Origin of the sequence: Agromyces subbeticus DSM 16689 (assembly GCF_000421565.1) — a bacterium.
GTDB lineage: Bacteria > Actinomycetota > Actinomycetes > Actinomycetales > Microbacteriaceae > Agromyces > Agromyces subbeticus.
Genome location: NZ_ATXG01000001.1, coordinates 340086 through 362698, shown reverse-complemented (window position 1 = coordinate 362698; position 22613 = coordinate 340086). Strand labels below are relative to the sequence as shown.

Sequence of the window (22613 nt, the reverse complement as noted above, 5' to 3'; positions counted from 1 at the left end):
CTTTGGCACCGACCGTCAGGCTCGTTCGCGCTGGAGCACCAGATCCTTTCGTGCCAGCTTGTTCTTGCGCACGAGCTCACGGCCGCGCGCCATGTACTCCTCGATGGCGGCGCTCGCCGCGTCGCGATCCCGCGCCTCGAGCGCGTCGACGATCGCCGCACGCTGCGCCTGCAGGTTGCCGGCGACACGCCGAGCCAGATCAGGCTCGCTCGACGTCGAAGTGCGAACGATGGCAATCTGCGTCTCGATGAGATAGCTCGACATGGCAGTCAGCAGTCGATTGTGCGAGAGCGCGACGAGCGCGAGCAGGAAGTCGCGGAGCGGCTCGGGCAGGGTCGGTCCGTCGCTGTTGCGCTGCACCGCCTCCATCGACTCTCGGAAGGCGGCAAGCTCATCATCGCTCGCGACCTCGACCGCGAGCGAGACGACTTGCTGATAGAGCGTCTCCGAGAGGTCGAGGATCGACACGAGATCGATGCTCTCGAGTTCGACGACCGCGGTCATCGCGGAGTGCATGAGCGCGGACGACTCTGCGACGACGTAGCTGCCCGACCCGTGACGCACATCGACGAGGCTCATGGCGCTGAGTGCGCGGATCGCCTCGCGAACCGTGGGGCCACTCACGTCGTAGTACGCCGACAGCTCGCGCTCCGACGGCAGACGGGAGCCCTTGGCGAGCTCGCCGGAGAGGATCTTCGTTCTCAGATCAGCGAGCACCTGATCGGCCGCGCTCGTGCGTTCCCTGCGAAATCCGCCCGCGGTGAAGTCCGACGTCATGAAGCGGCCCCCGATTCTCGTTCGTCGTGCTCAGATGACAGAAACACTTGGTGACTTGTAGTCTACGTCGCACGCATCCAGCGAAGGGAACGACCATGATCACATCCAGCCAGGCTCGCACCATCGTAGAGGCGTCACTCGGGTACGCGAGGGACCACGCGCTTCCGCCGATGACCGTGGCGGTGCTCGGCGCCGACGGCGAGCTGGTCGCCTTCCGCAAGGAGGACGGATCGAGCCTGCTCCGGGAGAAGATCGCGCGCGGCAAGGCGCGCGGAGCGCTGAACATGGGAGTCGGGTCCCGAGCGCTCGCTGCACGCGCCACGACGCATCCGCAGTTCGTCAACTCGCTCGTGGCCCTCGCGGCCGGCGAGCTCGTTCCGGTGCCGGGCGGGGTCCTCGTGCGCGACGATGCCGGCATGATCGTCGGCGCGGTCGGCGTCAGCGGGCACCAGCCCGATGAAGACGAGGCGTGCGCGATCGCCGGGATCGAGGCGATCGACTTGGCGGCGGATCCCGGATCGGACGCACACTGAAGTTCCCTCAATTCAACAAGTCTCTTGTTGACTTGGTGAATGACGTCTAGAGTGGCCTTCTCAGAAAGGAAGCTCGATGACGACTTCAGCCAATCCGATCGTGCGCCAGGCGGCGAGTGGGCAGATTCCACTTGGCATGCAGTGCTTCACCGGCGATCCCGCCCTCGTCGAGGTGCTCGGCCTCACCGGTTTCGACTTCGTGATGCTCGACTCCGAGCACTGCGGCATCGATCCCCGCGGTGTCGAGCCGCTCATCCGCGCGGCCGACGGCGTCGGACTCACGTCCTTCGTGCGGGTGCCGACTTTCGACGACGAAGTGTCGATCCACCGGGCCCTCGAAGCCGGTGCAGCCGGAGTGTTCGTCCCCATGGTCAGAAACGCCGCGGACGTACAGGTCGCTCTCGACGCGGCGTACTTCCCACCGCTCGGCCAGCGCGGCATCTGCCCTGCGACGCGTCAGGCTCGGTACTCCTTCCGCGATTTCGTCGAGACGGCCGAGCGCAACAACGCGACGAACATCGTGATCCCGCTGATCGAGCATCCCGACGCCGTCGAGAACATCGACGAGATCTGCGCGATGCCCGATGTGCACATGGTGACATTCGGCCAGGGCGACTACGCCTACGCGATCGGCGAGGGCACGCTCATGATGAAGAGCCCCAAGGTGCAAGCCGCGCAGCGCCGCGTCGTCGAGGCGGCCAAGCGACACGGCGTGCTCGTCATCGGTGGTCCTGTCCTCGAACCATCGGTCGATGCCTGCCGTGCGGCGATCGATGCGGGCGTCGACGTCTTCTGCCTGGGCCTCGACATCATGGCATTCCGCCGGGTCGCCGAACAGACCGTGAATCTCGTGCACGAAGCCGTTCAGGGCACCGAATTCTCACGCGCGGAACCACCGATGTCCGGGTTCCCCGGGCACTGAGCCCGCTCCCCCGGCATCAGCACCTCACCACTCACATCAGCGAAGGAGCATGTGCATGTCACGTTGGAAGCGATACGTCGTCGGACCCGATGCAGAAGGCCGCTCGGCCGTGCTCGACACCGAGCAGACGAACGTGCAGGAGAATCCCGGCTACTTCTGGCGGTGCACCGTCTGGGGCACCGAGGAGACCCCGGCCGACAACTCGATCGAGGGCGACCGCTCGCTCATGATCACGACGCGGGAGCCGCTTCCCGGCGGCATGCTGTTTCGCAGCCTCGAGATCCCGCCCGACCCGGCGGACACGGCCGAGCACGTCGCTCAGCTCACCAAGCTCAGCACCGAGATCAAGCAGACCGTGATGCCGAGCGAGGCGGACCTCAAGCGGCATCCGAGCATGCACCGCACGAACACGCTCGACGTCATCACGTGCGTCATGGGCGAGATCTACCTCGTCACCGACGTCGACGAGGTGCTCATGACCCCGGGCGACACCGTCGTGATTCGCGGCACCAACCACGCGTGGAGCAATCGCAGCGACAAGCCCGCGTTGCTTTCGGGCGTCATGGTCGACGCCGTGCCGAAGGTCGGGCACTGATGGGCGCGATCGAGGAGCGCAACAAGGCGATCGTTCGGCGCTTCAACGAGGAGTTCATCCAGGGTCACGACGACGCGGTGTTCGAGGCGACGATCGCCGATGGGTTCGTGAACCATTCGGCGAACCCCGGCGCTGCCCCGGACCGAGACGGCGCGTACGCGTGGTTCACGACGGTACTTCGTTCGGCGTTCCCCGATCTCGAGGTCACCGTGCACGACCAGCTCGCCGAAGGCGACCAGGTGGTCACCCGCAAGTCGTACACCGGCACCCATCGCGGTGCGTTCCTCGGCGTGCCCGCCACCGGTCGACGCGTGCAGTTCGGTGTCATCGACATCATCATCCTTCGCGATGGCCGCTACGTCGAGCACTGGGCCAACGCCGACCTGTTCGGCCTCCTGGCGCAGCTGCGCGACGGCTGACGGCACAGTCCGCATGATGAAGGGCGCCCACCTCGGTGGGCGCCCTTCATCGTGCGGTGATCAGTCGTGACGAGCACGCCGGTACGGAGCTCGGCGATGAGGGAGCCGACTCGGCTCTTGACGAGTGGCCGCGCGGCGCTCTGGACGTCGATCACCTCGCCGACCGGCTCCTCGACGCGGTAGGCACTCCAGGGCGTGCCATCCGGCCGGAGCGGGGTACCCCCGCGGGCGAAGGACACCCATGCGCCTTGCGCGCTGCGGCTGACCGCGACATCCGCTCGCTCGTACTTGTCGCCCTCGACGAGATTGCCGAGCACATAGGGAACCTCGGAACTGTGGTACGACAGCATGCCCGACTCTCGATTGCCAGGTGAGACCCGCGTGAACCGGTAGGCGTACGCGGTGCGCCCGTCGCGGGCGAAATGGTCGAGCGTGGCGAGCAGCGGCTCGAACCAGACCGCCTCGGAGATGAGGTCGGCGATCGCCTCGTACGGGGTCGCGCCGTTTTCGCTGTAGGCGTCGACAACAGCTTCGGCTCTATCGCCGGCGAGCCGAACGGCCATCGCGTCGAGCACGTCGGGCGTGTAGGCGACGGCCGGGTCGATCTCGGGGTGCGCATAGACGCCGTTCGGCTGCACGAAGAGTCTCGCCTCGTGATCGGTGACCCCGATCATGACCGGGACGTCGTGGGGCCAACCGCCGAAACCGTCGACCATGGTGGCCCCATCGACGGCGGGGTACCAGACCAGGTTCGCCGGCGTGTGCAACTGGCCCTCGGGCGGGAAGATGCCCGACTCGGCGAGGGAGGCCACTCGTACTTGCTCAGCGTCAGCGAGCCGCGCCTCGTCGACGGATGCCGCACCGAGGCGCGCGAGCAGCCCGTCGGTCGCAATGCGGGTGCGCTCGAACGACGGGGTGCTCACGTGGGCGTACTCGTCGTAGCCGGCGCTCATGATGATCGCTCGGTGGAACAGGCCGCGCGCTGCCGGCGCGTGCATCAGCGCGCGAACGGCCGCAGCACCCGCCGACTGGCCGAAGATGAGCACATTGTCGGGGTCGCCGCCGAAGTTCGCGGCATTGGCCCTGACCCACTCGAGACCGGCGATCCAGTCGAGCAACCCAAAGTTCGTGCCCGACTCGTCGTGATTGAAGAACCCGAATGCCCCGAGCCGGTAGTTCACGGAGACCACGGTTACGCCGGCCTCGGCGAGCGCGGCACCGTCGTAGGCGTCGGCCGAGGACGTGCCGTTCAGGAAGCCGCCCCCGTGGATCCAGAACATGACCGGCTGCTTCGCAGAGGCATCCGTCGTGGTCGTCCACACGTTCAGGTAGAGGCAGTCCTCGCTGACCTCGCTACGGAAGTCGATCATCTTCGTGTCGATCGTCTGAATCGCGGTGTTGCCGAACCGCGATGCGTCGCGCACGCCCTCCCACGGCTCCGGTGGCTGCGGCGGCCTCCACCGCAGTTCGCCGACGGGGGGCGCGGCGAACGGGATCCCGGCGAAGCGGAGCACGCCGCCCGCTTCCTCACTGCCGCGAATGCGGCCGTGGCTCGTGGTGATGACAGACACAGATTCTCCTTCGACTCCGGTGCGCACCAGAATATACAACAAGTGACTTGGTGTCTAGGAGGAGCGGTCGTAGTATGGCCGCATGTCGATCGCATTCTGGGTCTGTGCCGCCATCACCGCCGTGAGCGCCCTGGTAAGTCTCGGCTACTCCGTCGCAGGGGTCCGCGGGACGAAGGGCGGCGAACTGACAGCCTCGCGCTACGCGCTCGCGCGTAGCGCGGCGCTCGCCGTCGGCGCACTGGCCTCGGTATTCACGGCATCCGTTCCATTCACCGCTGCGATGGCGGTGACCATGATGCTTGTCCAGGCTGCCGATGCCGCAGTCGGCGTCACCATCCGAGATCACCTCAAGACCGTCGGGCCGGCGGCGACGGCGATCGCGAATGCCGCAGCCCTGATTTGGATGCTCTCGGTGGGTTGAAGTTCGCACGGACTTGCCGGACTGACTGGCCGCGATAGGCAGTACTTGAAGGGGCTACAAGAAGGTCGCGGCCATCCTCAGCGAGACAGTTCGCCCTCGACCACAGCAACGACTGGACGCGGTAGCGTCCCGGTATCAGGCCGAGAGCTTGTCGGCCAACCACTCGACCGTGCGAGCCACGATCGGGGCAGGATCCGCACCGGCGAAGACGTGACCGGCGCCCGGAACGATCACGAGCTCGACGCTCACCCCCGAATCGGTGAGCAAGGCGGCGAGCGCCTCACTGTGGCCGTGATCGACCTCGAGGTCCGTGTCGCCGTGGATGAGCAGCATGGGCGCCGCGCGTGCGGTCACATGCGTGACGGGGCTCGCCCAGCGCGCCAGTTCCTCGGCCGTCGGCGATTCGGTGCCGGCCGAAGGCGATGCTACGGGAAACGGCTCACCATCGAAGCGGCCGAAGTCGGTGACGGGGTACCACCCGACCGCAGCCCGTACGACGGGCTCGGGTCCCACGACGCCAACGACGCCCTCCAGCTGCAGGTCGCCGGTGTGCAGCCCGGCGAAGGTGGCGAGGTGACCGCCGGCCGATTCGCCCATGATGCCGACACGGTCTGGGTCGAGCCCGAATTCCCGGCCGACACCGCGAACCCAGCGAACTGCCGAAACGACGTCATGCAACGGCCCCGGGAACTGCGATTCGCCGATCAGCCGGTACTGCACGGATGCCACGGCGATACCCTGCGCGACGAGCGCCTCTGCGATGCCGAACATCGGGCCATGGTGGCTCCCGTGTACGAATCCGCCGCCATGGACGTAGACCACGACGGGAACCGGCGACGTCGGATCGGCGCCCGGCGGCACCGTGAGGTCGAGCCGAAGCGGACGGAATCCGCCGAGCCGGGCGTAGGCGAGATCGGCCCACTGACGGGCGCCATCCGCGAGCTCCACAGGCGAGACTGCTTCCGGCCCGTCCCATCGCTGCTGGGCGGCGAGCGGGAACGGCAGGTCCTCGCCCGCTACCAGGTGCGGAGTCACGTCGGCCATATCGACGACCATAGCGCTCGTCCGCGACACGTCACCGGGCGCCCCCGATGCAGCGGCGAGTCGCCGCCCTGCTCTTCGTTCCTGGCGTGGCCCCGCTGGAACGCGGATACGTCGAAGCGACCGTGCAGGCGATCATCGACCGCTTCGAACCCCGCACGCGAGCACGGCCCGAACACTAGGCAGGAGCACTCCTCGTAGCCGGGACCGTGAACCGAGGAACAACGAGCTTCGCTCGGAATGCACCGCGCGACCGAGCGGAGTTCACGCGAAACGGGCCCCAAGACCGCCGTCGACCGCCCAGTTGGCACCGGTGACGAACGATGCCGCGTCCGACGCGAGGAAGACCACGACCTCGGCGACCTCGGCCGGCTCGGCGATGCGTCGGAGCGCGTGCGCGTCGGAGATGCGGTTGTACTTCGCCGACATCCCCGGCCGCGAGAACGCCTCGCGAACCGGCGGCGTGCGTGTGTAGCCGGGACTCACGGCATTCACCCTGATGCCCTTCGGTCCCACCTCGAGGGCGAGGCTCCGCGTGAGTCCGACGAGACCCGATTTCGCCGCGGCGTACGGAAACATGCCCTCGATCGTGAGCGTCGCGTGCAGTGAGGCGATGTTGACGATCGAGCCGTGCCCGCGCTCGATCATTGCCGGCAGCGCGTACTTCGAGCAGAGCCACGCCGCCTTGAGGTCGAGCGAGAACACGTCGTCCCACTCGTCGCTGGTCATGGTCACCGGGTCGAAGTCGGCGTTCTTCCCGGCATTGTTGACGAGCGCGTCCACCGGTCCGAATGTGCGCGCGACGTCACCGAACGCGCGCTCAACGGCCACCTCGTCGGTGACGTCGACCCCGATGAAGGCCGGCGGTGCGACGGCTGGGTGGTCGCGCAGTTCCGCGGCGGCCGCCTCGCCACGGATCCGGTCTCGATCGAGGATGGCGACCCTGGCACCCTCCCGAAGTGCAATCTCGGCGATCGCACGGCCGATGCCCTGGGCTCCCCCGGTGACCGCGAGCACCCGCCCGGCCAGCCGTCCGGCGCCGGGGTCGCGATCCGGGCCGGTCACGGTCGCCACGGTCACCACTCGGCCAACGAACCGTCGGGATGCCGCCAGATCGGCGACCTCCAACGATGCTCCTTCGCCACACGGCGTACGAGCGCCTCATCGACCTCGATGCCGAGCCCCGGCCCCGTCGGCCGGTCGATGTGCCCGTCTCGGAGTTCGAGCACGCTCGTGTCGACGAGATAGTCGAGCAGATCCGAACTCTCGTTGTAGTGAATGCCGAGCGACTGCTCCTGGATCAGGAAGTTCGGAATGGCGACGTCGATCTGCAGGCTCGCCGCCAGCGAGATCGGCCCCAACGGGCAGTGCGGCGCCACGCTGACCCCGTAGGTCTCGGCGGCTGCGGCGATGCGGCGCACCTCGGAGATGCCGCCGGCGTGCGACAGGTCGGGCTGTGCGACCGCGATACCGGCCTGCAGCGCGTCGCGGAAGTCCCACCGGGAGAACAGCCGCTCGCCGAGCGCGATCGGGATGCTCGTCGACGCCGCGATGCGGCCGATGTCGCGCGTGAGTTCGGGAACGACCGGCTCCTCGACGAACAGCGGCAGGTACGGCTCGAGCAGGGGCAGCACCCGTCGGGACATCGCCGGCGTGAACCGTCCGTGGAAGTCGAGCGCGATGTCGTGATCGTCGCCGACCGCCACGCGCACCGCTTCGACCCGTTGCACGATGTCGCGGGTGCGGGCGGGGGTGTCGATGGCGGTGAGTTCACCTGAGCCGTTCATCTTGACGGCGGTCAGCCCGCCGTCGATCTGCCGGCGGGCGTGGTCGGCGAGCTCGTCGGGCCGGTCACCGCCGATCCAGCCGTAGATCCGCACTCGCTCGCGCACCGGTCCGCCGAGCAGGTCGTACACCGGCAGCGAGCGAGCCTTGCCCGCGATGTCCCACAGCGCTTGGTCGATGCCCGCGACGGCACTCGAGAGCACCGGTCCGCCGCGATAGAAGCCGCCCTTGGTGAGCACCTGCCAGTGGTCTTCGATGCGCAGCGGGTCGCGACCGATCAGGTAGTCGGCGAGCTCCCCGATGGCGGCTTCGACCGCCCCGGCGCGACCTTCCACGACGGGTTCGCCCCACCCTACGACGCCATCATCGGTCTCGATGCGGAGCAGCAGCCACCGCGGCGGAACCTGGAAGGTCTCCATGCGTGCGATCTTCATCGTGAGTTCTCCAGTCGGTCGAGTCTGCAGTCGGTCGAGCGGATGTCGCGGGCACGGGTTCGCCGGGGTTACGCGGTTCCCCGCAGGATGTTGCTGAACGCCTCGACATCCACCTTCGGCGTGCGATCCTCGGTGAGGATGCCGTTCGCCTCCTGCACCGTGTCGGTCAGCTGGGTGTAGCAGTACCCCGCAAGGCCGTCGGCGTTGAGCGCGCCGATCAGTCCGGCGATCCGTTCGAGCAGGGCCTCACTGTCACCGACCGAGCCGTAGCCTTCCCAGCTCTGCTCGGCGCTCAGCGTGGCGCCGCCGAACTCGGAGAGCACGACCGGCAGGTGCTGAGCCGCCGAACCAGCCACGGCGAGCCGTCGGCCACCCGGCCGGCCGACGGCGATGGTGTCGTTCGTCGCGGCTCGGCTGCCGTAGCGCTCGGCGAGCACCGCCGGGTCCTGCGTGTAGTCGTGGATGCCGAGGAGGTCGCCCGCCACGAACTCCCAGCCGTCGTTGCCGATGACCGGACGTGAAGGATCGAGCGCCTTGATGAGGTGGTAGAGCGCGGTGACCGCATGGCGCTGGGTCTGGCTCGAGTCGAGGTCGGGCACGCCCCAGCTCTCGTTGAAAGCGACCCACGCGACGACACTGGGGTGACTGCGGTCGCGATGCACGATCTCCATCCACTCCGTCGTCGTTCGACTCAGGGCGCGCTCCGAGTATCGGTACGCTGCGGCGGCGTCCTCCCAGACGAGCAGGCCGAGCCGGTCGCACCAGTACAGGAATCGGGGGTCGGGGGTCACCTGATGCATCCGAAGGCCGTTGAAGCCGAGGGCCTTGATGAGCTCGACCTCTCGTCGGATCGCGTCGTCGGATGGCGCAGCCAGATGCGACTCGGGCCAATAGGCCTGCTCGAGCACGAGGCGCAGAAAGTAGGGCCGCCCGTTCAACAGGAACGCGTGGTCGTCGGTGGCGACCGTTCGCAGTCCCACGTACGACCGAACCTCGTCGGTGACGACCCCGTCTGTGCGAAGCACCACGTCGACGTCGATGAGGGTGGGCCGTTCCGGCGACCAGCGCAGTCGGTCGGGTTCGGCGTCGAGCCGTGGGTCGCTGAGAGTGATGGCGCCGGCGGCTCGGCCATCGACGACCGAGCACGCGACGCGGAACCGTTCACCGCCCGGAACGTCGAAGGCCAGCTCGAGTTCGGCCGCCGCTGCTCGATCGGCTCCCACGATCCGGGCGTCGAACGAGAGCGCTCCGGGCAACTCGCCGGGTATCCACGCGATTGATTCGACGTGCACGGCGTCGACGACCTCCGCCCAGACCGGCCGCCAGATGCCGCTCGTGCGCCGGTACCAGATGACGTGCGGCTCCGGCTCCCAGTCCTGCTTGCCCCGCGGCTGCTCGAGCGAGGTGCTGTCGATCGCCCGCACGGCGATCACCTGGCGCCCGGCGTCGGCGAGCGCGTCCGTGATATCGACGTGGAACCCGGTCTGTCCGCCGACGTGGGACGTGACGTGCACGCCGTTGATCCAGACATCCGCTTCGTGGTCGACGCCCTCGAAGTGCAGCAGCACCCGTTTGCCCGGGGCCGGGCGCGCGGCATCCCATTCGCGGCGGTACCAGATGACCGTGTGGCCGTCTTCGCCGATTCCCGAGCGTTCCGATTCCGGCGGGAAGGGCACTTCGATCGTGCGGTCCGACGGCGCGACTGCCGTCAGCCCCATGATGAATCGCGCACCCGGCTCCTCGCCGAAAGCGACATCCCATCGCCCGTTGAGGTCGATCCACCGGTCGCGCGCGAACTGCGGCCTGGGATGAAGCGATGTCGTGTCGATGGTGGAGTCGTGGTGCATGGAATTCCCTGTTCGATGGTCGGAGAGGATCGGAGCCCGGCGCATCCGGAGGTCGGTCTCGTGCACGTTCACGCCTCGAGCGAGATGCGAACCGTGGCGAAGGCGTTGGCGGGTGCCCCGCTCAGGGTCGCCCACAGGGTCTGCACCTCGCCGCTCCGGCTGAGCTCGACGGTCACGTCGCCCGCGGCGGGCGTTCCATCGGCCAGGCGCACCTCGCTCGACACGACGGGTGACGCCGCCCCGACGAGATCGATGCCGGCCCGGAGCACCGCCGCGGGCTCGGAAGCGGTGCCGAACCGGATGGTCGCCGAGCGCTCATCGACATCGACCCACGCGTCGCTCGATCGATCGGAGATCGCTGCGCGTGAGCGCAGCACCCGTCGCCGGCCGTCGTTCGCGGGCGCGTCGGCACCCCACCGGATCATGGCCGTCGCACCCCGCGCGAGCGGGACCGACCAAGAAATGCCATCGTTGCCGACCCGAGCCGCGGCGAGCGCATGCTCTCCGGTGTCGTCGCGGCCGTCGAGGATGACGGCGCGAGGCGCGGCATCCGCGCTGCTCGTAGCGAGGGTGACGTCGAGGTCGCCGCTCGAACGATTCCAGAGCAGCACCGATCGCCGGTCGCCGTCGCTCGATGCGATCGCACCCACCCCGTCGGGCCCGTCGACCGTCACGAGGTTGCGCTCCACTGGCATCCGCTGGAAGAACTCGTACGCCAGGAAGAGCGGCTTCGCTCGGCCCTCGATGTCGACCATTCCCGAGTAGTTGTCGTTGCCGCTGTCGAGGAACTGCGCCCAGCTCACCCGAGTCAGCGAGGGTGTCGCGAGGAACAGCTCGACATCGGCGGCGAACGCGCCCGCGAGCAGGTGACCGTCTTGGAGCCCGCCTCGCGGATAGTCGATGACGAAGGAGTTGTACTCGTTCAGGTGCAGTTCCACCTCGGCGAATTGCGGGCACTCGGCGAGGATGCCGACGACGGTCTCGATCACCGGGCGGATGCCATAGGTGCCGTAGTGGTGGAACGAGAGGAAGTCGAGCGGCAACGACTCGTCGGCGACCACCGTGAGAAACGCCCGGAGCCAGTCGGCATTCGCATTCACCGACGCGAGCGCGGGCCCGCCGATTCGGGCGGTCGGGTCCGCCTCGCGGATCGCCTTCGAGGTGACCCGGTAGAGCTGCAGGTAGTCGTCGAGCGTGCCCGCGTAGAAGACGGGCTCCCCGGTGCGTTCGTCACGGAGGTCGGGTTCGTTGTACACCTCGTGGTAGCCGATCTCGACCCCGCGCTCGCGGGCCCCGGCGACGTATTCGCGGATCGTGTCGACCCAGACGGCGTCGTCGGGCGCCATGGTGCGCCAGTCGGCGCCGGCCGGCCGAGCGGCCTCCGGCACGTACGAGTACGCCCAGTAAGGGCGGACGCCCTCCTCGTTGAGGAACCGCGCGATCTCGTCCGTCTCGGTGAAGTCGAACCTGCGCGATCCGTCAGCGTCGACGGTGACGACCTCGCGGGTCCAGGGCATCCACTCGGCGCCCCAGCCGAGATCGATGCGGAGATGCTCGGGCTTCGTGCGGCTGAAGAACTCGCGGTCGCGGTCGTACGTGGCCGCCGTCACGAGACCCGAGTTGAACAGTGCGATCCGATCGTGCGAGACCGGGTGGTCGGCGAGTCGATCGAAATCGATGCTGACCGTCGCGGTCGTGGGAACGGGCTTCATGCTGTGGCCTTTCGGTCGGAAGGGGAACGTCAGTTGGCGAGACCGCTGGTGGCGATGCCGCGGATGATCCAGCGCTGGAAGATGAGGTAGAGCACGATCACCGGCAGAGAGACGAGCGTGACGCCGGCCATGATCTCGCCGTACTGGCTGTTGTAGCGGCCGACGAGCGACTGGAGCGCTTGCGTGACGACCCAGCTGTCCTGCGACGAGAGGTAGATCGAGTTCACGTAGAAGCTGTTCCAGAGCTGCACGAAGGTGAGCAGTCCGACGGCCAGGAACGCCGGGCCCGACAGCGGCACGATGACGCGGAAATAGGTGCGGAACGCGCCGGCGCCGTCGACGGATGCCGCGTCCTCGAGCTCGCGCGGGAGCGTGAGGTAGAACTGGCGGAAGAAGAACGTGGCGATCGCGGTGCCGAACAGCAGCGGAACGATGATCGGCAGTGGAGTGTCGATCCAGCCGAGCTCTCGGAAGACCACGTACTGCGGAATCAAGGTGACCTGACCGGGCACCATGAGCGTCAGCAGCAGCACCGAGAGCAGGATCCCCCGGCCCGGAAACCGGAACCGGGCGAGCGCATAGCCGGCGAGCGCGCTCGAGACGAGCGTGCCGGCCGTACCCGCGATCACGATGACGGCGGTGTTGCCGAAATAGCGCCAGAAGTCCGGGAGGATCGTGAAGAGGTTCGTGTAGTGCTCGAACGTGATCGGGTTGGGGATCAACTGGTCCGCGTCGAACATGTGCTCGTTCGTGCGCAACGACATCGAGGCGGCCCAGACCACCGGGAAGATGTAGCTCAGCACGATCACGATCATCACGGCGTGATACAGGGCACCGCGGGCGCGCTTCGAGGTCGATCCTCCTCGTTCCCCTCTGGCGAGAACAGGTTCTGCGGTTCTGGGTGCGGCTTCGACGGCGGTCATGCGCCTGCCTTCCGTTTCGTGCTCGTTCGATCACGACGACGCGTTCGTGCGCTCGGTGCGAGTCCTTCGTAGTACACGAATCGCCGGCCGAGCAGGAACTGGATCGCGGTGATCGCGAAGGTGAGGAGTGCCAGCATCCAGGCGATCGCCGCGGCGTACCCGATGCCCGAGATCTGTTCGTTGAGGTTGAACATCTGGTTGTACATGTAGAGCACGATCGTGCGGGTCGAGTTGTCGGGTCCACCGGCTGCCCCGACGGCAGAACTCGCGGACGTCATCGCGACGACCGGGTCGAAGAGTTGCAGGGCGCCGATGATCGAGGTCACGACGAGGAAGAAGACCGTGGGTGAGATCAGCGGCAGGATGATGCTCCAGAACCGCCGGATCGGCCCAGCGCCGTCGATGCGCGCTGCCTCCATCAGCGTCTCGGGCACGCCGTTCAACGCAGCGATGTAGAGCGTCATGCCGTAGCCGATGCCCTGCCACGTCGTGACGAGTGCGATCGAGATCATGGCGGTCGCAGGATCGAGCAGCCAGTCGGGGCTCGGGATGCCGAACAGCTCGACGCCGAGGGTGACCGGGCCGGTCTGCGAGTTGAACATCCATCGCCATACGATGCCGACCGCGATCTGCGAGAGCACGTAGGGCAGGAACAGCGCCGCACGGTAGAGGCCGACGAAGCGTCGCGGGGTGAAGGTGAGCAGCGCTGCGATGAGCGAGAAGAACAGGAAGCTCGTCGTGCCGAACAGGATGAACTTCACCGTGTTCCAGATCACGACGCCGATGCGCGGATCCTCGAAGAGCGCGAACCAGTTGTCGAGCCCGACGAAGGTCGGAGCGGGGGCGATGAGGTTCCAGTGCGTGAAGGAGTAGCCGAGCGAGGCGACGAGCGGCACAGCCATGAAGAGCACGAGCCCGATGACGACCGGCGCCACGAACACGAAGGCGGTGAGCGCTTCGCGTCGCCGCAGCGGACTCCAGCGGGGCCGTCGTCCGTTCACGCTCGTGCGCCCCACTCGGCTACTCCCCGCGGTCATTGCTGCGACGCCTCGATGATCGGGTCGATCTTGCTCTCGCAGATTCCACCGAACGCCTCTTCGGCCGACTTGCGGTCGCTGATCAGGTCTTCCATGGCAGGGGCGAAGCCGTCTTGCCCCGAGACCGAGGCCCAGAGGTTCGACGGGTCGACGTTGACGGTCGTGAGCGGCCAGGATGCCGGATCGATCTGCGCCGCGACCACGTTCGACGGCTCACCCGGAGCGAGGGCGAAGTCCTCGCCGAGCGCGCGGTCCTGGTAGGCCGGGATCAGGCCCATCTGCTTGCCGGAACCCTCGGTCGCCATGTAGGTCGCGAACTGCGACGCGACATCCTGCTTGTCGGATCCCGCGTAGACGCCCCAGATGTGAATCTGGAGGAGCGTCGCGTTGCCGGCCGGGCCTGCCGGCAGCGCCGCCATGTTGTAGTTCAACTCGGGGTTCTGCTCGGCGACGATGTTCACCTGCTCGTGCGAGCCCTGCTGCATGGCCACTTGACCCTTCACCCACCGCAGGTACCCGGGCTCCTCCTGCTCGAGCTGCGGAGTGATCGTCGAATGATCGGTCCACATCAGGTCCTGCAGGTACTGGAACGCCTCGATGCTCTCGGGCGAGTCGATCGAGCACTCGTTGCGCTCCTCGCCCGTGAGCACACCACCGCCGAACGCGGAGAGCACGGGGCCGTAGCCGGGTTCGCTCGAGAGGGCGACTCGGTTGTAGTAGCCCCATTGCGTGATGTTCTCGGGGTCGAACTCCGCGCTCTCGGCGTTGTTGCCGTTCGCATCGAGCGTGAGCTTCTTCGACCAGTCACGCAGGTCGTCGTAGGTGTACGACCCGTCAGCCGGCGGCTCAGCGAGCCCGGCCGCCGCGAACATGTCGGTGTTGTAGAAGAGCGACTGGGTGTTGTATCCCATCGGCAGGCCGTAGAGATCGCCGTCGCTCGTCTCGAGCGCCTCGATCACGGTCGGGGTGAAGTCCGCAGTCGTCACTCCCGCTTCGTCGAGCGTCGGCGTCAGGTCGGCCAGCACACCGTCGCGCACCATGGCGAAGTAGTTCCAGCTGCCCGCGACGAGCACGTCGGGCATGTTCTTGCCCGCGATGAGCTTCTTGCAGGCGGCGTAGTCGGGCCCGCAGTCGCCGACCTCGAACTTGATCTTGACGTCGGGGTTGGCCTCCTCGAAGCCCTTCGCGGCTTCCTTGATCGAGTCGATGTCGCTGTTGACGCCCCAGATCGCGACGCGCAGCGTATCGTCCGAGGTCTCGCCGCCCGCGGAGCAACCCGCGAGGAGCAGTGCAGACCCGACCGCGAACGCGGAAACCGCGACCGCCAGTCTGTTCCGTCTCATGTGAATCTCCCTTGATCCGATGTGTTTCAGGATGGTGCAACCACAGGTTTACCACGTGGCAGGCCACGTGGCAAACATTGTCGAACGCGTGCCTTCCACGTGGCAGATGCGGCTATCCTGTGGTCAGAGCGAATCGAAGGGGGCGCCGTGCCGGTGACACAGTTCGACGTGGCCTCCATCGCGGGAGTGTCACGCAAGACGGTCTCGAATGTCATCAACGGCTACCCGCACATTTCGCCTGACGTCATCACCCGAGTGAACGCCGCGATCGCCGAACTCGGATACACACCCAGCCGAGCGGCGAGAAGCCTGCGAACCGGCCGCACCCGCACGATTCAACTGATCATCCCCGAGCTGGATGTCTCGTACTTCGCCGAGCTCGCCCGCTGGGTCGTCACTGCGGCCGAAGAGCGCCAGCTCGCGGTCATCATCACGCAGACGCTCGGCGACCCCGAGCGAGAACGGCGCGCGATCGAGGGCGAGCTCGCCGAGTACGCCGACGGGTCCATCCTGAGCCCCGTGTCATCCGATCTGTCGACCATTTCTCAACGCAGAGCGGATTCGCCGATCGTGCTCGTCGGCGAGCTCGCCGGAGGCGGCTCGCTGACGCACATCGGCATCGACAACGTGGCCGCGGCGGAGCTCGCCACACGACACCTCATCGACCTCGGCCGACAGCGCATCGCATTCATCGGCGCGCAGCCCGACCCGAGCTCGCGTATGGCGCAGATGCGCCTCGCCGGGTACCGGAACGCGATCGAATCCGCCGGACACCCGTTCGAGCCCGGACTCATCGCTCACACCGTCGGATACCACCGGGCCGACGGCGCGGACGCGATGCATCGCCTGTTCGACTCGGGGCTCGCACCCGATGCGGTGTTCTGCGCGACAGACCTGCTCGCGATGGGCGCGATGCGTGCTGCGCGGGACATCGGGCTCGAGGTTCCGTCCGATCTCGCCGTCGTTGGATTCGACGACATCGAAGAGGGACGCTATTCGGTTCCCACCCTGACGACGATCTCCCCCGATAAACGTCAGATCGCGGAGCTCGCCGTGACCCGGCTCGAAGCGGCGATCGACGACGACTCGGCGAGCAACGGCTCGGAACTCCCCGTGTCGTTCAGCCTCATCCGCCGCGAGTCGACCGAAGAGAAGTGAACACCGGAATCACACCACCGCCGCGTTCCGCTCGGCGTCGTGTGCCGAGCGTGAAATCTCCACAGGAATAGCCGGCGGCTCCTGCCCCATTGCGCGCACGACCGCTGGGTCGTGGTGCAGGCATGCGACAGCGCGCCGAGGGTCATCGCCTGCGACAACCGGCCGCACGAGCTCCGGAGTCACCGTCGAGCACGCATCGAACGCGAACGCGCACCGGTCGCGGAAGGGACATCCGCCGCCGAGCTTCGCCAGGTCGGGCGGCGAGCCCGGGATGCCGGTGAGCTCGCGCCGCGGTCCGCGCAGCGGCGGGAACGAGTGCAGCAGCGCCGACGAGTACGGATGCCGTGGCCGCTGGTAGACGTCGAGCGCTGCGGCATCCTCGATGATCTCTCCGGCGTACATGATCGCGATGCGGTCGGCGATCTCGATGAGCAGCGACACGTCGTGCGTGATGAAGATCACCGAGAAGCCGAGGCGCGTGCGCAGCTCGGCGATCTGCTCCACGATCTGGCGTTGCATGACGACGTCGAGGGCCGTCGTGGGCTCATCCATGATGAGCACCTGCGGGTCGAGCGCGAGCGCCATCGCGATCATGACGCGCTGCCGCATGCCGCCCGAGAGCTGATGCGGGTACGAACGCAGCCGGTCGGGCGCGATGCCCACGAGCTCGAGCAACTCTGCCGAGCGCTCGAGGGCCTCCTTCCTCGAGATGCCGGGGCGGTGCGCCTGAATGCCGTCGGCGATCTGGCGGCCGATGCGGAACACCGGGTTCAGCGAGTTCATGGCGCCCTGGAAGACGATCGCCATGTCCTGCCATCGCGAGGCACGCAGCGCACGGTCGTCGAGCTTCAGGATGTCGGTCTTCGTGCCGTCACGGTCGGTGAAGAGCACCTCGCCGCCCGTGATGAGCCCGGGCGGTGGCAGCAACCGGGTCGCGGCGTACGCGAGTGTCGACTTGCCGCACCCCGACTCGCCCGCGAGGCCGAGTACCTCGCCTCGCCCGAGTGTGAGTGACACCTGACGCAGCACGTGCACCGGGTCGTCGTCGTAGCCGTAGTCGACCGAGAGGTTCTTGATCTCGAGCACGGGGTCGGATGCCGACACGAGACGCGAGCGCTCCGCGGCATCCGACGCGGCATCGAACTGGGTGGGGGTGGTCATGCGCGGTCCTCCTTCGCTTCGTGCACCACGGGCGTGAACCCGATGCGGGGCCGGATGCCGCGTTTCCGCAGCGATCTCGCATTCAGCCCGGTCGAACGCAGGCGCGGGTTGACGAACTCGTCGATGCCGAAGTTGATGAGCGTCAGCGACATGCCGAGGAGGGCGATGCAGAGGCCCGCCGGCACGAACCACCACCACGCGCCGCGCTGCAGCGCGAGCTGCGCCTGCGCCTGGTAGAGCACGGTGCCCCAGTTCCATTCGCCCGTGTTGCCGATGCCGATGAACGAGAGCGTGATGAGCGAGAGCACGGCGAACGCCACCGTGCCGACGAAGCCCGACGCGATGATCGCGGTGAGGTTCGGCAGGATCTCGGCCGTGATGATGCGCCACGTGCTCTCGCCGTTGGCGCGCGCCGCCTCGACGAAGTCCCGCTTCCGCAACGACAGCGTCTGCGCCCGCAGCACGCGCGCGCCCCACGCCCACCCGGTGATCGCGATGACGACCGCGACCGTCACGCCACCGACCGAGGGCAGTTGTCCGGCGATGATGATGATGAGCGGCAGCTGCGGGATCACGAGGAACACGTTCGCGAGCACTGAGAGGGTCTCATCGCCGAGGCCGCCGATGTAGCCCGCCGTCACGCCGAGGATCACGCCGATCGCGGTCGCGAGGAGGCCTGCGACGAACCCGACGACGATGACGCCGCGCGTGCCGACGACGATCTGCGAGAACACGTCTTGGCCGAGGTGGGTCGTGCCGAAGAGATGCTGCCACGACGGCGGCTGCAAGACGTCGGCGGAACGTGCGCTCGGATCGTACGGCGCGATCCACGGGCCGATGATCGCGATGAGCAGGAAGAAGGCGAGGATCACGAGGCCGGCGACGGCCTTCGAGTTGCGCATGAAGAGGAACTTCGGGGGCTTGCCTCCCGCGCGCCGGCGCCCGAACCCGCCGCGGCCGCTGGCCGCGACCGCGCCCGTCATCGGCGTCTGCGACGGCTTCGCGAGCTCTTCACTCTCCTCGACGATGCTGGTGTCGATCGTCATGGTCAGCCCTCCTGTCGGGTGCGCGGATCGAGGATGCCGTAGGCGATGTCGGCGACGATGTTCGCGATCAGCACCGCGACCGTGATGACGAGGAAGATGCCTTGCATCAGCGGGTAGTCCTTCGCGGCGACCGCGGTGAACAGGAGGTATCCGATGCCCTGGTACGAGAACACGATCTCCATGACGAGGGTGCCGCCGACGATGAACCCGAGCGAGAGGGCGAAGCTCGACACCTGCGGCAGGATCGCGTTGCGCGCCGCGTAGCCGAGCATCACCCGGCGCTCCGAGAGGCCCTTGGCCTGGGCGACCGTCACGTAGTCCTCGCTCGAGACGGTCACCATCATGTTGCGCATGCCGAGGATCCAGCCCGAGATCGACGAGATCACGACGGTCAGCGCCGGCAGCGTGCCGTAGTAGATCACGGAGCCGACGAACTCCCACGACCACATCGGGATGAGCGAGCGGTCGTAGCTGCCGCTGGCCGGGAACCACCCGAGGGTCACGGAGAAGATCGAGATCGCGATGAGGGCGAGCCAGAAGTATGGCACCGCCGAGAAGAACGTGGAGATGGGCAGCAGCGAGTCGGCCCAGGTGCCGCGGCGCCACCCGATGCCGGTGCCGAGCAGTGTGCCGATCGTGAAGCTGAGGATGGTCGCGATGCCCACGAGTCCGATCGTCCACGGCAGCGCCTGCGCGATGACGTCGGAGACCGGCGTCGGGAAGTAGGTGAACGAGATGCCGAGGTCGCCACGGAACAGCAGGGCCCAGTAGTCGAGGTACTGCTGCCAGAGCGTCGCGTCTTTGTCGAGGCCGAACAGGATGCGGAGCGACGCCTCGGCCTCGCTGGGGATCCGGCCCTGGTTGCGCGCGATGAGGGCGCGCACGGGGTCGCCGGGCATGACCCGAGGGATGAAGAAGTTGATGGTGACCGCGGCCCAGAAGGTGATCACGTAGAACAGGCCGCGACGGAGGAAGAACCTCATGCGACACCCCCCGTCGGTCGAGTAGCCGACGAAGGAGGCGTATCGAGACCAGCGGACTCCAGCACCGGCCGATCGGGTCGGTCCGAGTAGCCCCAGCACGCAGCCTCGCGCTCGTCGCCGACGCTGATGAGCGGCGGCACCTCGGTGCGGCACAGGTCGGTGGCGAACGGGCAGCGAGGGTTGAAGCGGCATCCGCTCGGAGGCTTCACGAGGCTCGGCGCCTCGCCGCGCGCACCGCGTGCGCGCGCCTCGAGATCGTCGGGGTCGGGTGCCGAGCGCACGAGCAGCTGGGTGTAGGGATGCTTCGGATCCTGCGTGACCGACTCGGAGTCGCCTGACTCGACGATGCGCCCGGCGTACATGACCATGGTGCGGTCGGCGAAGTACCGCGCCGACGCGATGTCGTGCGTGATGTAGAGGATCGCGATGTGCAGGCGATCGCGCAGATCCTGGAGCAGGTTCAGGATGCCGAGACGGATCGACACGTCGAGCATCGAGATCGGCTCATCGGCAAGCAGCACCTCGGGGTCGGCGGCCAGGGCACGGGCGATGGCGACGCGCTGGCGCTGCCCGCCCGAGAGTTCGTGCGGGTACTTCTCGATGTAGCGCTCGGCCGGCTGCAGCTGCACCCGCTCGAGGAGCTCGACGAGCGCTGACTCGAGTTCGGCGCCGCGCAGGCGCCCGCGGTGGATGCGGAGGCTGCGGGTGAGGATGTGGCGCACGGGGTGCACGGGGTTCAGCGACCCGAACGGGTCCTGGAAGATCATCTGCACGCGGCCGACGTACCGGCGGAACGAGCGGCGGTTCTTGACCGCGGCATCCTCGCCGTGCAACCGGATGCTGCCGCCCGTGAGCGGCATGAGCTGCGCGAGCAGCCGGGCGATGGTCGACTTGCCCGAACCCGACTCGCCGACCAGGGCGAGCACGCGACCGCGGCGGAGTTCGAAGTTCACGTCGTCGACCGCATGCACGACGTCGCGCGAGCCGATGCCCTTGAGCTTGAAATGCTTGCGCAGGTCGACGGCTTGGAGCACGCCGTCGCCGGGGGCCGCGTCGGGCGGAGGGCCGGGCAGGTGCGCCCGGGAGTTGCGTAGGGAGGTCATCGTCCGTCTCGCTGCTCGGATGATCGGGTGGGTCGTGCCCGCGGAGCCGGGAGTGCCGGAGCCGAGGGTGGTGCGGCGAACGCCTGGGGGAACGCCCGCCGCACCGGGTGGGGAGAGGTTACTCGGTCGGAACGAGCTTGGAGAGGATGAGCGCCGCCTGCGGGCCCGTGGGCTGCGGGTTGGCGTACGGGTCCTCAGCCGTCGGGAAGCCCGTGTAGTTCACGGTCGAGTACTGGGCGACGGCGGGCCGCGACCAGATCACGATGCCGGGAACGTCTTCGACGTAGCGCTGCTGCACGATGTCGAGCGCGGCCTGGCGCTCCTCATCGGTCGTCGCAGCCTTGAAGGTCGCGAGCGACTGGGTCACCTCGTCGTTGTTGTAACGGCCGTAGTTCCAGTTCGCGGTCTCGCCGAGCGGCACGTATGAGGCGCCGTCCATGATGTTGGAGTACAGGTTCCACGGGGTCGAGCCGTCGTCGGTCCAGTGCAGCGTGGCCTGGAAGTTGCCGAACGGAATGGTGTCGTTGAACCACGTGTCCTGCACGATCGCGTCGACCGTGGCCTCGGCGCCGAGCTCAGCGGCTCCCTCGGAGATGATCGCGAGCGCGTCGAGGTAGTCGGTCCAGCCGCTCGGGTTCGTCAGGTTGAACGTGACCTTCGCGCCGTCGGGGTCGACGAGCGCTTCGCCGTCCCACGTGTAGCCGGCATCCGTCAGGACCTGCTTGGCCCCGTCGATGTCGACTTCCCGCTCCTGGCCCGCGTACGCCTCGGAGATGAACGAGGTTCCCGACGGCTCCGGCATTCCGGTGACGCTCGTGATCTCGGGCCACACCCCGTAGCCCGCGGTCTCCGTGATGTCGGCGTAGTCGATGACCATACTGAGCGCCTTGCGGAACGCCGGGTCGTTGAACGGCTTCGTCTCGTTGTTCAGGTAGAGCACGTCGGCGCCGAAGCCGCCGCCCGCGACCTGGTGGTTGTGCTCGGGGTCCTTCGCGACGAAGGTCTCCTCGAAGTCGGGGATGAACGTCCAGCCCCACTGCGCCTCGCCGGTGGTCAGCGCGGTGGTGAGTCCCGCGTTGTCGTTGAAGGCGTCGTAGCGGAGCTCGGCGACCTTGGGCTTCTCGCCCCAGTAGCCGTCGTTCGGCTCGAGCGTCACGGCCTGCGGAGTGAAGGTCTTGAGCGTGAACGGGCCGGTGCCGATCATTTCCTTGTTCGCGAAGGTCACCGCGTCTTCGCTCGCCCAGATGTGCTCGGGCACGATGAGGAGCTTGTAGAGCTTCAGCGTGTTGACGTACTGCCCCGTGGTGAAGTTCACGACGACCTTGCCGTCTTCGACGGTGATGTCGCCGTACTGGTCGGGGAAGTCGATGTTCAGCTCGGGGGTGTCCTTGCGGAGCTGGATCGAGAAGGCGATGTCTTCAGCGGTGAAGTCCTCGCCGTCCGACCACTTCACGCCCTCGCGCGGCGTGATGGTCGCCTGCGTGTACTCGGGATTCCACTCAACCGACTCAGCCAGCCACGGCGTCGGCGGCGCGGTCGGGTCGAGCTCGTTGACCTGCATGAGCGACTCGTACACGGCGAACGCGTAGCCGAGCGAGAGCGAGGCCGAGCCGGTGGCGAGCGGGTTCTGATTCTCCTGCTGCGGTCCGTTCGGCATGCCGACCGTCAGCACCTTGGTACCGCCGCCGTCACCGCCTCCGGTGTCACCGCTGCACCCGGTGAGCGCTAAGCCGGCGGCGACCAGTACGGCCCCTGCGGCGAGGATGCTTCTACGCATTTTCAATGCCTCCTTGCATTCGTGT

General features: G+C 67.5%; 21 protein-coding genes. 6 read left to right on the top strand and 15 right to left on the bottom strand.

Annotated features, from left to right (window positions below):
- Positions 1–15: 15 nt before the first annotated feature.
- Entirely contained in the window at positions 16–777 is a 762-nt protein-coding gene (locus H521_RS24815) for a FadR/GntR family transcriptional regulator (RefSeq protein WP_022891297.1), read from the bottom strand.
- 95 nt (positions 778–872) lie between these two features.
- Here H521_RS24815 and H521_RS0101685 point away from each other — a divergent pair, with 95 nt between their 5' ends.
- The 4 genes from H521_RS0101685 (at position 873) to H521_RS0101670 (ending at position 3246) form a co-directional block, all read left to right on the top strand.
- Positions 873–1310: a GlcG/HbpS family heme-binding protein gene (locus H521_RS0101685; protein ID WP_022891296.1), complete on the top strand. Its 438-nt coding sequence runs from the start codon at positions 873–875 to the stop codon at positions 1308–1310.
- A 76-nt stretch (positions 1311–1386) separates the two neighbouring features.
- Positions 1387–2232, top strand: coding sequence for an HpcH/HpaI aldolase family protein (locus H521_RS0101680; protein ID WP_022891295.1), 846 nt, complete (start codon positions 1387–1389; stop codon positions 2230–2232).
- Positions 2233–2287: 55 nt separating this feature from the next.
- A complete protein-coding gene (locus H521_RS24810; RefSeq protein ID WP_022891294.1) occupies positions 2288–2827 on the top strand; it encodes a cupin domain-containing protein in 540 nt (179 codons plus the stop codon).
- Positions 2827–3246 carry an ester cyclase gene (locus tag H521_RS0101670; RefSeq protein WP_022891293.1) on the top strand — a complete coding sequence of 140 codons (420 nt, stop codon included), beginning with the start codon at positions 2827–2829 and terminating at the stop codon, positions 3244–3246. The genes H521_RS24810 and H521_RS0101670 overlap by 1 nt, the downstream gene beginning before the upstream one ends.
- On the opposite strand, the gene H521_RS20875 is transcribed toward H521_RS0101670, so the two are convergent.
- On the bottom strand, positions 3183–4817 hold the full coding sequence (locus H521_RS20875) for a carboxylesterase/lipase family protein (protein ID WP_022891292.1): 1635 nt from the start codon (positions 4815–4817) through the stop codon (positions 3183–3185). The two genes, H521_RS0101670 and H521_RS20875, sit on opposite strands and share 64 nt — an antisense overlap.
- Before the next feature lie 82 nt (positions 4818–4899).
- Between H521_RS20875 and H521_RS0101660 the strand changes: the two genes are divergently transcribed.
- Complete coding sequence (locus tag H521_RS0101660) at positions 4900–5238, top strand: hypothetical protein (protein ID WP_022891291.1); 339 nt, start codon at positions 4900–4902, stop codon at positions 5236–5238.
- Positions 5239–5373: 135 nt separating this feature from the next.
- Here H521_RS0101660 and H521_RS20870 read toward each other — a convergent pair whose 3' ends face one another.
- From H521_RS20870 to H521_RS0101615, 8 genes are all read right to left on the bottom strand, one after another.
- Positions 5374–6282: an alpha/beta hydrolase gene (locus H521_RS20870; protein ID WP_169513959.1), complete on the bottom strand. Its 909-nt coding sequence runs from the start codon at positions 6280–6282 to the stop codon at positions 5374–5376.
- Positions 6283–6543: 261 nt separating this feature from the next.
- On the bottom strand, positions 6544–7344 hold the full coding sequence (locus H521_RS0101645) for an SDR family NAD(P)-dependent oxidoreductase (RefSeq protein ID WP_026481771.1): 801 nt from the start codon (positions 7342–7344) through the stop codon (positions 6544–6546).
- An 11-nt stretch (positions 7345–7355) separates the two neighbouring features.
- Complete coding sequence (gene dgoD / locus H521_RS0101640; protein ID WP_022891287.1) at positions 7356–8498, bottom strand: galactonate dehydratase; 1143 nt, start codon at positions 8496–8498, stop codon at positions 7356–7358.
- A 68-nt stretch (positions 8499–8566) separates the two neighbouring features.
- Positions 8567–10345 carry a glycoside hydrolase family 2 protein gene (locus tag H521_RS20865; RefSeq protein ID WP_051159152.1) on the bottom strand — a complete coding sequence of 593 codons (1779 nt, stop codon included), beginning with the start codon at positions 10343–10345 and terminating at the stop codon, positions 8567–8569.
- Positions 10346–10413: 68 nt separating this feature from the next.
- Positions 10414–12057, bottom strand: a complete 1644-nt coding sequence (locus tag H521_RS0101630; protein ID WP_022891285.1) for a GH39 family glycosyl hydrolase — start codon at positions 12055–12057, stop codon at positions 10414–10416.
- 29 nt (positions 12058–12086) lie between these two features.
- Positions 12087–12980, bottom strand: coding sequence for a carbohydrate ABC transporter permease (locus tag H521_RS20860; RefSeq protein ID WP_084511791.1), 894 nt, complete (start codon positions 12978–12980; stop codon positions 12087–12089).
- On the bottom strand, positions 12977–14017 hold the full coding sequence (locus H521_RS20855) for a carbohydrate ABC transporter permease (protein WP_084511788.1): 1041 nt from the start codon (positions 14015–14017) through the stop codon (positions 12977–12979). Before H521_RS20855 ends, H521_RS20860 begins: the two co-directional genes overlap by 4 nt.
- Complete coding sequence (locus H521_RS0101615; protein WP_022891282.1) at positions 14014–15360, bottom strand: ABC transporter substrate-binding protein; 1347 nt, start codon at positions 15358–15360, stop codon at positions 14014–14016. The genes H521_RS20855 and H521_RS0101615 overlap by 4 nt, the downstream gene beginning before the upstream one ends.
- 147 nt (positions 15361–15507) lie before the next feature.
- Between H521_RS0101615 and H521_RS0101610 the strand changes: the two genes are divergently transcribed.
- Positions 15508–16518, top strand: a complete 1011-nt coding sequence (locus tag H521_RS0101610; protein ID WP_022891281.1) for a LacI family DNA-binding transcriptional regulator — start codon at positions 15508–15510, stop codon at positions 16516–16518.
- Positions 16519–16527: 9 nt separating this feature from the next.
- On the opposite strand, the gene H521_RS20850 is transcribed toward H521_RS0101610, so the two are convergent.
- The 5 genes from H521_RS20850 to H521_RS0101585 all read right to left on the bottom strand — a co-directional run bounded on the left by H521_RS20850 (position 16528) and on the right by H521_RS0101585 (position 22588).
- Positions 16528–17679 carry an ABC transporter ATP-binding protein gene (locus H521_RS20850; protein ID WP_022891280.1) on the bottom strand — a complete coding sequence of 384 codons (1152 nt, stop codon included), beginning with the start codon at positions 17677–17679 and terminating at the stop codon, positions 16528–16530.
- Positions 17676–18725, bottom strand: coding sequence for an ABC transporter permease (locus H521_RS0101600; protein WP_022891279.1), 1050 nt, complete (start codon positions 18723–18725; stop codon positions 17676–17678). Before H521_RS0101600 ends, H521_RS20850 begins: the two co-directional genes overlap by 4 nt.
- A 2-nt stretch (positions 18726–18727) precedes the next feature.
- A complete protein-coding gene (locus tag H521_RS0101595) occupies positions 18728–19708 on the bottom strand; it encodes an ABC transporter permease (RefSeq protein ID WP_022891278.1) in 981 nt (326 codons plus the stop codon).
- Positions 19705–20811 (bottom strand): ABC transporter ATP-binding protein, encoded by a 1107-nt coding sequence (locus tag H521_RS20845; RefSeq protein ID WP_022891277.1) that lies wholly within the window; start codon positions 20809–20811, stop codon positions 19705–19707. The genes H521_RS0101595 and H521_RS20845 overlap by 4 nt, the downstream gene beginning before the upstream one ends.
- Before the next feature lie 118 nt (positions 20812–20929).
- Positions 20930–22588, bottom strand: a complete 1659-nt coding sequence (locus H521_RS0101585) for an ABC transporter substrate-binding protein (protein ID WP_022891276.1) — start codon at positions 22586–22588, stop codon at positions 20930–20932.
- Positions 22589–22613: the final 25 nt, after the last annotated feature.